Annotated in this window: 7 protein-coding genes; 2 read left to right on the forward strand and 5 right to left on the reverse strand. The window is 55.9% G+C overall.

The genetic code is table 11. The annotated features are described in order from the left end of the window. Positions 1-36: 36 nt before the first annotated feature. Together gltD and gltB are read right to left on the reverse strand one after the other, a co-directional pair. Positions 37-1,455 carry a glutamate synthase subunit GltD gene (gene gltD, locus V6E55_RS10390; RefSeq protein ID WP_316942761.1) on the reverse strand — a complete coding sequence of 473 codons (1,419 nt, stop codon included), beginning with the start codon at positions 1,453-1,455 and terminating at the stop codon, positions 37-39. 9 nt (positions 1,456-1,464) lie between these two features. Continuing rightward, positions 1,465-5,925, reverse strand: coding sequence for a glutamate synthase large subunit (gltB, locus tag V6E55_RS10395; protein WP_129994880.1), 4,461 nt, complete (start codon positions 5,923-5,925; stop codon positions 1,465-1,467). Between the two features lie 686 nt (positions 5,926-6,611). Here gltB and V6E55_RS10400 point away from each other — a divergent pair. Beyond that, positions 6,612-7,553, forward strand: a complete 942-nt coding sequence (locus V6E55_RS10400; RefSeq protein WP_316942798.1) for a TIGR01212 family radical SAM protein — start codon at positions 6,612-6,614, stop codon at positions 7,551-7,553. Here V6E55_RS10400 and V6E55_RS10405 read toward each other — a convergent pair. Continuing rightward, on the reverse strand, positions 7,533-9,035 hold the full coding sequence (locus V6E55_RS10405; protein WP_114978864.1) for a helicase HerA-like C-terminal domain-containing protein: 1,503 nt from the start codon (positions 9,033-9,035) through the stop codon (positions 7,533-7,535). The genes V6E55_RS10400 and V6E55_RS10405 overlap by 21 nt on opposite strands. A 137-nt stretch (positions 9,036-9,172) precedes the next feature. Between V6E55_RS10405 and V6E55_RS10410 the strand changes: the two genes are divergently transcribed. Next, a complete protein-coding gene (locus V6E55_RS10410; RefSeq protein ID WP_316942762.1) occupies positions 9,173-10,810 on the forward strand; it encodes a dihydroxyacetone kinase subunit DhaK in 1,638 nt (545 codons plus the stop codon). A gap of 45 nt (positions 10,811-10,855) precedes the next feature. On the opposite strand, the gene ahr is transcribed toward V6E55_RS10410, so the two are convergent. Then, positions 10,856-11,875: an NADPH-dependent aldehyde reductase Ahr gene (ahr, locus tag V6E55_RS10415; protein ID WP_114978862.1), complete on the reverse strand. Its 1,020-nt coding sequence runs from the start codon at positions 11,873-11,875 to the stop codon at positions 10,856-10,858. A gap of 83 nt (positions 11,876-11,958) precedes the next feature. Beyond that, positions 11,959-12,462, reverse strand: a complete 504-nt coding sequence (locus V6E55_RS10420) for a GNAT family N-acetyltransferase (RefSeq protein ID WP_028017017.1) — start codon at positions 12,460-12,462, stop codon at positions 11,959-11,961. Positions 12,463-12,491: the final 29 nt, after the last annotated feature.

Below are 12,491 nucleotides of genomic sequence, written 5' to 3' on the forward strand. Positions count from 1 at the left end.
GGATGGTTACCCATCCGGCTTTTTACTTTCTGCGAATTACACTTCCAGGAAATTCATAATCCCGTCTGCCGCTTTACGACCTTCGGCAATCGCGGTGACCACCAGGTCAGAGCCGCGAACGATATCGCCACCGGCGAAGATTTTCGGGTTGCTGGTCTGGAAAGCGTTGTCGCTGCCTTCCGGTGCAATCACGCGGCCCTGAGAGTCCAGCTCCACGCTGTGCTTCGCCAGCCACTCCATGCTGTGAGGACGGAAACCGAACGCCATCACAACGGCATCGGCCGGGATCACATGTTCTGAGCCTGCCACGATTTCCGCACGACGACGGCCTTTCGCATCTGGCGCACCCATCTCAGTACGCGCCATCTTCACGCCACTCACTTTACCGTTGGCATTCACTTCAACACCCAGAGGCTGGATGTTGAACTGGAACTCCACGCCCTCTTCACGCGCGTTTTTCACTTCGCGCTTAGAGCCCGGCATGTTCTCTTCGTCACGACGATAAGCACAGATTACGTGCGCGGCATTCTGACGAATAGAGGTACGCACACAGTCCATCGCCGTATCACCACCACCCAGTACGACAACGCGTTTACCTTCCATGCTGACGTATGGCTCATCGGCGGTTTCGCCGTAACCCATAATCTGCTTGGTATTAGCAATCAGGAATGGCAGAGCGTCATAAACGCCTGGTGCGTCTTCGTTCTCCAGACCACCGCGCATGGACTGATAGGTGCCCACGCCGAGGAATACGGCATCGTAATCTTTCAGCAGATCGTCGAGCTGCACATCGCGGCCCACTTCCACATTGAGTTTGAACTCGATACCCATGCCGGTGAAGATTTCACGGCGGCGGGTCATCACCTCTTTTTCCAGCTTGAAGGCCGGGATACCGAAGGTCAGCAGACCGCCGATTTCCGGATGACGGTCAAAGACCACCGCCTTCACGCCGTTGCGGGTCAGCACGTCCGCACAGGCCAGGCCCGCCGGGCCCGCGCCGATGATCGCTACGCGCTTGTCGGTTTGCTTCACGCCGGTCATATCCGGACGCCAGCCCATCTCGAACGCTTTATCGTTGATATAGCGCTCAATGTTACCGATGGTCACTGCGCCAAACTCGTCGTTCAGCGTACAGGAGCCTTCACACAGACGGTCCTGAGGACACACGCGGCCGCACACTTCCGGCAGGGTGTTAGTCTGGTGAGACAGCTCGGCGGCTTCAAAGATACGCCCCTCGTTGGCCAGCTTCAGCCAGTTCGGGATGTAGTTATGCACCGGACATTTCCATTCGCAGTAAGGGTTACCGCAGGACAGGCAGCGGTCTGCCTGTGCTTTGGCCTGGCCTTCTGAAAACGGCTCATAGATTTCAACAAATTCAATTTTACGGATTTTCAGCGGTTTCTTTGGCGGATCAACGCGCTGCAAGTCGATAAACTGGTATACGTTCTGGCTCATCTGAATTCCTTACTGCGCCTGCACACGCAGCTCTGCTGCGCTACGACTACGGTGACCCAACAGTGCTTTTACATCGCTGGACTTCGGTTTAACCAGCGCGAATTTCGCAGAGAATGCTGGCCAGTTCGCCAGAATCTCTTCGCCGCGAGAAGAACCGGTATGCTGCACATGTTCGGTAATCAGACCGCGCAGGTGTTCTTCGTGGATGGCCAGCGTATCAACGTCCAGCACTTCCACCAGCTCCGGGTTCACGCGTTTGCGGAACTCGCCATCTTCATCCAGGACGTACGCAAAACCACCTGTCATGCCTGCGCCGAAGTTCACGCCGGTTTTACCCAGGACGCATACAATTCCGCCCGTCATGTATTCACAACCGTTATCGCCAATGCCTTCCACCACGGTGATAGCACCGGAGTTACGCACCGCAAAACGCTCACCCGCACGGCCGGCGGCAAACAGACGACCGCCGGTCGCACCGTACAGACAGGTATTACCGATGATGCTTGCTTCGTGGCTGCGGAAAGCTGAACCGACAGGCGGACGCACCGCCAGCAGACCACCCGCCATGCCTTTACCGACATAGTCGTTGGCATCACCGGTCAGATACAGTTCAACGCCGCCTGCGTTCCACACGCCGAAGCTCTGGCCCGCAGTACCGCTGAAGTGTGCGGTAATCGGGTCGGCAGCCAGACCCTGGTCACCGTGCGTCTGCGCGATGTAACCAGAGAGCGACGCGCCCACGGAACGGTCGGTGTTGCGGATATCAAACCAGAACGTTTTGCTCTGTTTGTCATCCACATAGCTTTTCGCCTGCTGTAACAGCTGCGCATTCAGCACGCCATTGTCGAACGGTGGGTTGTTTTCGGTGCAGTAGACCGCCTTGCCTGGATGAGGCTGTGCGGTTTCCAGCAGCTTAGACAGCTCCAGTTTCTGCTGTTTGGCCGTGAAGCCTTCCAGCTCTTTCAACAGGTCGGTGCGGCCAATCAGGTCTACCAGACGTTTCACGCCCAGTTGCGCCATCAGCTCACGGGTTTCACGGGCGATGAAGTCAAAGTAGTTGGTTACTTTGAACGGCAGACCGTGATAGTGGTTCTTACGCAGTTTCTCGTCCTGGGTAGCAACACCGGTTGCGCAGTTGTTCAGATGGCAAATACGCAGATATTTACAGCCGAGTGCGACCATTGGACCGGTGCCAAAGCCGAAGCTTTCCGCACCCAGAATCGCCGCTTTGATGATATCGAGGCCGGTTTTCAGGCCACCATCCACCTGCAGACGGATCTTGTGACGCAGACCGTTCGCAACCAGCGCTTGCTGGGTTTCCACCAGCCCCAGCTCCCATGGACAACCCGCATATTTCACGGAGGAGAGTGGGCTTGCACCGGTACCGCCGTCATAACCGGCGATGGTGATGAGATCCGCATAGGCTTTTGCTACGCCCGTTGCGATGGTACCGACGCCCGGCTCGGAAACCAGCTTCACGGAGATCATCGCTTTCGGGTTGACCTGTTTCAGGTCGAAAATCAGCTGCGCCAAATCCTCGATAGAGTAGATATCGTGGTGCGGTGGCGGAGAGATCAACGTCACGCCCGGTACGGAGTAGCGCAGTTTGGCGATGTACGGTGTGACTTTATCACCCGGCAACTGACCGCCTTCGCCCGGTTTAGCACCCTGAGCGACTTTAATCTGAATAACGTCGGCGTTGACCAGGTACGCTGGTGTGACGCCAAAGCGACCGGATGCCACCTGCTTGATACGGGACACTTTGTTGGTGCCGTAACGGGCAGGATCTTCGCCGCCTTCACCGGAGTTCGAGTTCCCGCCGATGCTGTTCATGGCTTCCGCCAGCGCTTCGTGGGCTTCCGGACTGAGAGCACCGATAGACATTGCTGCAGTATCAAAGCGTTTGAACAGCTCAGTGGCTGGCTCAACGTCATCAATACTGACCGCATCATCACCAGGATTCAGTGCCAGCAGATCGCGCAGCGTCGCTGCCGGGCGGCTGTTTACCAGCTCAGCATATTGCTGATAATCGCTGTACTCGCCGCTCTGAACCGCCTGCTGCAGTGTACGAACCACGTCCGGGTTGTAGGCATGGTATTCGCCACCGTGAACGTATTTCAGCAGACCACCCTGATCCAACGGTTTACGTGCCAGCCAGGCGCGTTTCGACAGGTTTACCAGATCCTGCTGGAAGTCAGCAAAACCGGCTCCGCCGATACGGCTGACCACGCCCTGGAAGCAGAGGTTTGCAACGTCGTCATGCAGGCCGACCGCTTCAAACAGCTTCGAGCAGCGGTAGGAGGCGATGGTCGAGATGCCCATCTTGGACATGATCTTGTACAGACCTTTGTTGATGCCGTTACGGTAGTTCAGCATCACTGCACGGTAGTCTTTGTCGATCGCGCGGGTATCGACCAGACGTGCCAGCGTTTCGTAGGCCAGGTAAGGATAAATCGCCGTCGCACCAAAGCCTAACAGCACGGCAAAGTGGTGAGGGTCGCGTGCGCTCGCGGTTTCAACAATGATGTTGGCGTCGCAGCGCAGGCTCTTATCGACCAGACGCGTCTGGATAGCACCGACTGCCATTGGTGCAGGCACCGGCAGGCGATTCTTCGCGATATTGCGGTCAGACAGCACCAGCAGAACGGTACCGTTACGCACCATCTGTTCGGCTTTGTCACACAGGGCATTCACCGTCTCTTCAAGGCTCGCTTCGGCTACGTCGAAGGTGATATCGAGCGTGTCAGCGCGGTAGTGCTCCTCTTTCATGGTGGTGAGCTGTTTGAAATCGGAGTACAGCAGGATCGGCGATTTAAAGGTCAGACGGTGCGCCTGGCCTTCGGCCTCGCAGAAGACGTTCATCTCGCGGCCGATGCTGGTCGCCAGCGACATCACATGGGCTTCACGCAGCGGATCGATTGGCGGGTTGGTGACCTGCGCAAATTGCTGACGGAAGTAGTCGTAAATGATACGTGGCTGGCTGGAGAGCACGGCAAACGGGGTGTCATCGCCCATGGAGCCAACGGCTTCCTGGCCGTTTTCACCCAGCACGCGGATAACGGAATCCAGCTCTTCCGCGCTGTAGTTAAACTGTTTCTGGAAGCTGGCAAGCGTATCGTCGTCCAGCTCGCGGCTGCCCACTTCTTCATCCGATAAATCTTCGAACGGCACGAGGCGACGTACGTTCTTCTCCATCCACTCTTTGTATGGATGGCGGCTTTTCAGATCGTGATCGGTTTCGGCGGAGTGCAAAATACGTCCACCGCGGGTGTCGATAACCATCAGTTCGCCCGGGCCGACGCGGCCTTTCTCAACCACTTCGTCAGGCTGGTAATCCCAGATGCCGACTTCGGAGGCACAGGTGATGAGTTTGTCTTTGGTGATGACGTAGCGCGCCGGACGCAGACCGTTACGGTCCAGGTTACAGGCTGCAAAACGGCCATCGGACATTACGATGCCCGCCGGGCCATCCCACGGCTCCATGTGCATGGAGTTAAAGTCAAAGAACGCGCGCAGCTCCGGATCCATATCCGGGTTGTTCTGCCAGGCTGGTGGCACAAGCAGACGCATGGCGCGAACGATATCCATCCCGCCTGCCAGCAGCAGCTCCAGCATGTTATCCATTGAACTGGAGTCAGAGCCCGTTTCGTTGACGAACGGCGCGGCATCGTGCAGGTCAGGGATCAGTGGCGTCTGGAACTTATAGGTACGGGCGCGTGCCCACTGGCGGTTACCGGTGATGGTGTTGATCTCGCCGTTGTGCGCCAGGTAGCGGAACGGTTGAGCCAGCGGCCAGCGTGGAACGGTGTTGGTGGAGAAGCGCTGGTGGAACAGGCAAATGGCCGATTCCAGACGCAGGTCCGCCAGGTCCAGATAGAAGCGCGGCAGGTCAGCCGGCATACACAGACCTTTATAGATGTTCACCAGGTTCGAGAGGCTACAAACGTAGAACTCTTTATCGTCCTGGAGACGCTTTTCAATGCGGCGGCGGGCAATGAACAGACGGCGTTCCATATCGCGTGGACGCCAGCCCGCAGGCGCGTTAACGAAAATTTGTTCAATACGAGGCAGCGAGGAGAGGGCGATTTCACCGAGCACCCCTTCGTTGGTCGGCACATTGCGCCAGCCCACAATAGACAGGGTTTCACGTTGAAGTTCTTCTTCGACGATGCGGCGTGAGGCGGCAGCTTTTTCAGGATCCTGATTCAGGAACAGCATACCGACAGCGTAGTTTTTGGCTAAACGCCAGCCGCGTTCTTCCGCAACGATACGGAAGAAACGATCCGGTTTTTGCAGCAGCAGGCCGCAACCGTCGCCGGTTTTACCATCAGCAAGGATGGCACCACGGTGCTGCATACGGGCCAGTGCGTGAATGGCAGTACGCACTACCTTGTGGCTAGGTTCGCCTTCTATGTGGGCGATCAGGCCGAAACCACAGTTATCCTTCTCAAGGGATTTATCGTACAACATATCAGTGAACCTCCCCAGGCTCGTCGGGCTTCCCACTGAACTTTACCGTGGCGCACAGGCACAGAAAGAGCATGGCGACGGGGTTTGCGTTTCATACGCGGACCTCGCATTCGCCCTCTTTTCATCCTTTCGCGCAGGTAAACAAGTTTGAGGACTTGCTTCAGAGGGAATCTCAATTACTGCATAAATATGATGAGCAGGCCGCTCATCCAGAAAGCTTCCAGCGGATTTCCAACTTATCGGGAATTGGTACACAGGTCAAATGGCAATCTTATTTATACAAAAATGTGCTAAAGTGAGTTTATGTTTTTGTATTTTAAGGGTATTTAACTATTTTTACATTGATTAAATGCCCTGAAAGGACGTCGCGGAGTGTGATCTGACTCACTATCTGAAAGCGGTATTATCAATGTAGCGTGCTGAATAGCAGTTTTATAGCAGAATAATAATCTGCCATTGACTGCAAACCCGCATAAACCCACTGTTTTTCAGTGAGGGCGCTATAAACGAAAAAAACAATCAGAACATAAGGAAAAGTAATCACAACTGGCGTGAATGAAATTGCAGTAATCCTGAGTATTTATTCATATAGATAAAAGCCGTCCAGGGCGATTGATCCAGGTCATCGCCGACAGAGGCTAAAAATGGCAGGCTTGTCCCCTTTCTCCGGGACGGTCTATCAGATTATGCAGTTACAGAAATTAGTCAATATGTTTGGTGGGGATCTTTTGCAACGCTATGGGCAAAAGGTTCATAAGCTGACGCTGCATGGCGGCTTTAGCTGCCCGAATCGCGATGGCACCATCGGGCGTGGTGGCTGCACGTTCTGTAACGTTGCCTCATTTGCCGACGAAGCGCAGCAGCATCACTCCATTGCAGAGCAACTGTCACATCAGGCCAGTCTGGTGAACCGCGCAAAGCAATATCTGGCCTATTTCCAGGCCTACACCAGCACCTGGGCGGAAGTGCAAGTGCTACGCTCGATGTATCAGCAGGCCATCAGCCAGGCTAACATCGTTGGGCTGTGCGTGGGCACGCGTCCGGACTGCGTACCGGACGCGGTGTTGGACCTGCTCAGCGAGTACAAAGAACAAGGCTATGAGATCTGGCTGGAGCTGGGCCTGCAAACCGCGCACGACAAAACCCTGCACCGCATTAATCGCGGCCATGATTTCGCCTGCTACCAGCGCACCACGCGGCTGGCCCGTGAGCGTGGGCTGAAAGTCTGTTCGCATCTGATTGTTGGGTTACCCGGCGAAGGTCAACAGCATGGTCTTGAAACGCTGGAAAAGGTGGTTGAGAACGGCGTGGACGGCATTAAGCTGCATCCTCTGCATATCGTTACGGGAAGCATTATGGCGAAAGCCTGGGAAGCCGGGCGGTTAAGCGGTATTGAACTCGACGATTACACAGTGACGGCAGGGGAGATGATTCGCCACACGCCACCGGAGATTGTCTACCACCGCATTTCAGCCAGCGCACGCCGCCCAACGCTTCTGGCACCGCTCTGGTGTGAGAACCGCTGGACGGGGATGGTAGAAATCGACCGTTATCTGCAGGAGAACGGCGTACAGGGCTCGGCGCTTGGCCGTCCGTGGGTTCCCCGGCTACCGGCGACGGCCGCCTAACAGACTTCCCAGCATGCCGCGCACGATCTGATTGGTGACCTGCCGCGCGGCGCTTTTCGCCATGGTTTGTACAACGCCATCACGCTTGCCTCCACGCGGACCGGTGCTGCCGAACAGGATGTCTTTGAGGCCGCCGAGAATACCGTCATCGACGGAAACAGACTGGCCTTTGTTGGCTGGCGCATCTTGTGATTCTGTGGTCGCCTGTACCCCTTTCTGCAGCATCTCGTATGCAGATTCTCTGTCCACTTCGTCTTCGTATTTCCCGTACACCGGAGAGTGGTTAATCAGGCCGTTGCGCTCATCATCGGTCACCGGCCCCATGCGCGAGCAAGGCGCGATCACCATGGCGCGCTCCACAACTGACGGGCTACCCTTCGTATCCAGGAACGAGATCAGTGCTTCACCAGTGCCCAGGGCCTGAATGGCGGCTTCGGTATCAAAGGCCGGATTGGCACGCATGGTTTGCGCGGCAGCCTTAACGGCTTTCTGATCTTTCGGCGTAAAGGCGCGCAGGGCGTGCTGCACGCGGTTACCAAGTTGCCCGAGCACGTTGTCCGGAATATCTGACGGATTTTGCGAAACAAACCAGACGCCAACACCTTTGGAACGGATCAGGCGGATAACCTGTTCAATCTTGTCCAGCAGTACCTGCGGGGCATCGTTAAACAGTAAGTGTGCTTCGTCAAAGAAGAACACCAGTTTGGGCTTTTCCAGGTCACCGGCTTCGGGTAGCTGTTCGTAGAGCTCAGAGAGCATCCACAGCAGGCTGGCAGCGTAAAGCTTCGGCATCTGATAGAGCTTCTCAGAACTCAGAATGTTGATGATGCCTTTGCCGTTGCTGTCGGTGCGCATCCAGTCTTTGATATCCAGCATCGGCTCGCCGAAGAAGTGCTCGGCCCCTTGTTGCTCCAGGGTCAGTAACCCACGCTGAATGGCACCCACTGACGCGCTACTGATATTCCCGTACTGGTTCTGGAAGGATTTAGCGTTATCACCGATGTATTGGGTAATGGCGCGCAGATCTTTGAAATCAAGCAGCAGCAACCCCTGATCATCGGCAATACGGAAGATAATATTCAATACGCCGGACTGCACGTCGTTAAGGTTAAGCAGACGGGCCAGTAGTAGCGGACCGAGATCGGAGACGGTCGCGCGTACCGGGTGGCCTTTCTCACCGAAGATATCCCACACCACCACCGGATTGCTGTGCGGCGTCCAGTCCGTAATACCGATATTTTTCAGGCGTTCGAGCAGTTTGTCGGAGGGGGTACCCTCCTGAGCCACACCGGTTAAATCACCTTTCACATCAGCCATAAATACCGGCACGCCAATATCTGAAAGCGATTCCGCCAGTTTTTGCAGGGTGACGGTTTTCCCCGTCCCTGTGGCACCGGTGATCAGACCGTGGCGGTTCGCCATCGCGGGCAGTAAATACAGCTCTTTTTCCAGCGTCCGGGCAATTAACAATGGTGTACTCATAATGCGCTTCCTCTCTTAGTCCTGGGTGGAGTATAGGCAACCTGGTCGCAATTTGGTTGAGTAAATTCCTGACTTTGCGGCGCATTATCCAGCGCGGACTATGCTTTTGCATACGGTTCACAAAATAGTGGGAAACTATGTCCAGATTCTTTTTTAACGATCGCAAACAGCTGGTCAACGATGCCATTGAAGGCATACTGCTTTCTGCACCACACGCGAATCTCGTCAAACTTGATATTGATCCAGCCATCAGGGTCGTCGCGCGAGGTGACTGGGATAAAAGCCGCGTGGCGGTGATCTCCGGTGGTGGCTCAGGTCATGAGCCTGCACATGCCGGGTTTGTCGGCAAAGGTATGCTGACGGCGGCGGTGTGCGGCGATCTGTTTGCTTCGCCGAGCGTGGATGCGGTACTGAACGCCATTGTGGCAGTAACGGGTGATCGCGGTTGTCTGCTGATCGTCAAAAACTATACTGGCGACCGCCTGAACTTCGGTCTGGCAGCGGAAAAGGCTAAACGCTATGGCCTGAAGGTCGAAATGGTGATTGTTGCTGACGACATCGCCCTGCCGGATAACAAGCAGCCACGCGGCATCGCTGGTACGGCGCTGGTGCATAAGATTGCGGGCTATGCGGCGGAGCACGGGAAATCTCTGAGTGAAGTGCGGAATATTGCGCAACAGGCCTGCGATAACCTCTGGAGCCTGGGTGTTGCGATGCAAACCTGTAACCTGCCAGGCAGTGATGATGAAGAAGGGCGAATTAAACAAGGTCATGTGGAGCTGGGGCTCGGTATTCACGGAGAGCCGGGAGCTTCGGTGGTTGATACGCAAAACAGCAAAGCCATTATCGATACGCTGGTCACGCCGTTGAAGGCACAGGCAGGTGAGGGGCGCTTTGCAGTGCTGATTAACAATCTTGGCGGCGTGTCGGCGCTGGAGATGGCGCTGCTCACCAAAGAGCTGGCACACTCGGCTCTGAAAGAGCATATCGCGTACCTGATTGGCCCAGCGCCGCTGGTGAGTGCCCTGGATATGAAGGGCTTTTCCCTGACGTTATTGAAGCTTAACGATCATTTTGAAAAAGCGCTCCATGAAGAGGTTGAGACGCTGGGCTGGCAAAAAACGGTGGCGTTTGCCCCCTTGCGTGTACAGGAACATAGCGCGCTGCATGACCGCGTGGAATATACCCCATCTGCTAACGCAAAGGTGGGCGAGTATGTTTCTCTGGTGACAACCACGCTGATTAAGCTGGAAAATCGGCTCAATGCACTGGATGCCAAAGTGGGGGATGGTGATACCGGCTCTACCTTTGCGCAAGGCGCACGGGATATTGCGCAGCGCCTTGAGGAGCATAAATTACCGCTCAATGACATCCCGACGCTGCTGTTGCTGGTGGGTGAGCGGCTGGCTACGGTGATGGGGGGATCGAGTGGCGTGCTGATGTCGATCTTCTTTACTGCGGCCGGACAAAAGCTGCATGACGGGAAGCCGTTGCCGGAGGCCCTGCTGAGTGGGCTGGCGCAGATGAAGCAGTATGGCGGGGCGGATCTCGGCGATCGTACGCTGATCGACGCGCTACAGCCGGCGCTGGAAGCGTTGCAGAAAGGTGATCTTCACGCGGCGGCGCAGGCTGCGCGGCAGGGTGCCGAAGCGACCGCGAAAATGCAGAAAGCCGGAGCGGGGCGTTCGTCGTATGTGAATAAAGAGAACCTGGACGGGGTGACGGATCCGGGGGCGGTAGCGGTGGCAGAGGTGTTTAACACGTTAGCGAAATAGCAAAGTAGGCCGGGTAAGGCGAAGCCGCCACCCGGCACAATCACATCAAAAATCCGCTTTCAACACCACGCGATAACGGGCTTTGCCGTCACGCACATGCTGGATCGCTTCGTTGATTTTCGACATTGGATACAGCTCAGTGGTCGGAGCCACTTTGGTGCGCCCGGCAAACTTCATCAGTTTGCGCAACTCGAATGGCGTACCGGTCGCAGAGCCGGACACACTGCGATCCCCGCCAATCAAGGTAAACGCCGGAACGGGCAGCGGCTTCATCACAGCACCTACGGTGTGGAAGTTTCCGCCGTAGGCCAGCGCCTCAAAGTACGGCTGCCAGTCGAGATCGACGTTGACGGTGTTGATGATCAGATCAAACTGGCCTGCCAGCGCGTTCAGTGCTTGCGGATCGCGGCTGTTCACCACCTTGTCTGCACCCATCGCCAGCACTTCTTTCTCTTTCGCCGGGTTCGAGCTGAATGCCGTGACTTCACAGCCCATCGCATGCAGCAGTTTGATGGCGATATGGCCCAGTCCGCCAATACCGATGACGCCCACGCGGCTGGTGGCAGTGATATGGTGCATCAGCAGAGGTTTGAAGACGGTGATACCGCCACACAGCAGCGGACCGGCGGATTCGATATCAATGCTGTCCGGCAGCGGAATGACCCATTGCCAGTCGGCGCGCAGCTTATCGGCAAAACCGCCTTTGTTCAGTATGGTGGGAACGGCGCCTTCAAGGCAGTTGATCTGATTACCACTGATACAGGCATCGCAGTGACCGCAACTGCGTGCTGTCCAGCCAATGCCCACGCGTTGACCTACTTTCAGTCCTTTGTCCTGCGCGGCGCTACCGAGTGCCACGACGCGGCCAATGACTTCGTGTCCGGCAACCAGCGGGTAGCTGGAGAAGCCCCATTCGTTGTCGATCATCGAGAGATCCGAGTGGCAGATCCCGCAGTAATCAACCTGTACTTCGACGTCTTCTGCTTTTAGTTCGCCCGCATCGTACTCGTACAGCTCAAGTTCTGCACCCGCCTGCGGTGCGGCGTAGCTTTTTATCTTCGACATCGTGTTTCCCCCGTTGTGGTGTGAACTGAGAGTGTAGAGCATTCAGTTCAGCATCGCTTAACAGAAGAGGGCGGCAAGATTATTTACAGATTTTTCAGCATCCTGACTTCGCAATCGACGTGTCCAGTACAGCCCAGCGGTGCATCAATATGCTCAAAGCCCAGATGTTCATACAGGCCAATGGCCTCTTTGAGGAAGGCGGTTGTTTCGAGGTAACAGCGCGTAAAACCCTGCTTACGTGCGTGTTCCAGGGCAATCAGCGCCAGTTTTTTCGCCAGTCCTTGCCCGCGTGCAGTTGGGAGGAAATACATTTTCTGTAGCTCGCAGATATCCGGCTCGCTACAACTGAGTGGCGCCACGCCGCCGCCGCCCACAACCAGACCATTCTGTTCGATTACCCAATAGGCATGCCCTGGCTGGCTGTAGAGCTGAAAAAGCTCATCCAGATTTGGGTCCGCAACCGTGTAGCCTTTGTCAGCCGTCAGGCCATATTCGGCAGAAACGGTGCGGATAACGGCGGCGATAGCCGGGTTATCCTGCTCAGTGATCCGACGCATCGTCGTCGCGACGGGGGTAATCACGCTCATAGTATGACTCATTACAAAAATTGACACAT

The sequence above is a fragment of the Enterobacter sp. 342 genome (assembly GCF_036663495.1).
Classification (GTDB): Bacteria; Pseudomonadota; Gammaproteobacteria; order Enterobacterales; family Enterobacteriaceae; genus Enterobacter.

Bases quoted from the DNA above. Each gene is read 5' to 3' on its own strand.
- ahr (WP_114978862.1), bottom strand. From the start codon at position 11,875: ATGTCGAAGATAAAAAGCTACGCCGCACCGCAGGCGGGTGCAGAACTT.
- V6E55_RS10410 (WP_316942762.1), top strand. From the start codon at position 9,173: ATGTCCAGATTCTTTTTTAACGATCGCAAACAGCTGGTCAACGATGCC.
- V6E55_RS10420 (WP_028017017.1), bottom strand. From the start codon at position 12,462: ATGAGCGTGATTACCCCCGTCGCGACGACGATGCGTCGGATCACTGAG.
- gltD (WP_316942761.1), bottom strand. From the start codon at position 1,455: ATGAGCCAGAACGTATACCAGTTTATCGACTTGCAGCGCGTTGATCCG.
- V6E55_RS10400 (WP_316942798.1), top strand. From the start codon at position 6,612: ATGCAGTTACAGAAATTAGTCAATATGTTTGGTGGGGATCTTTTGCAA.
- V6E55_RS10405 (WP_114978864.1), bottom strand. From the start codon at position 9,035: ATGAGTACACCATTGTTAATTGCCCGGACGCTGGAAAAAGAGCTGTAT.
- gltB (WP_129994880.1), bottom strand. From the start codon at position 5,925: ATGTTGTACGATAAATCCCTTGAGAAGGATAACTGTGGTTTCGGCCTG.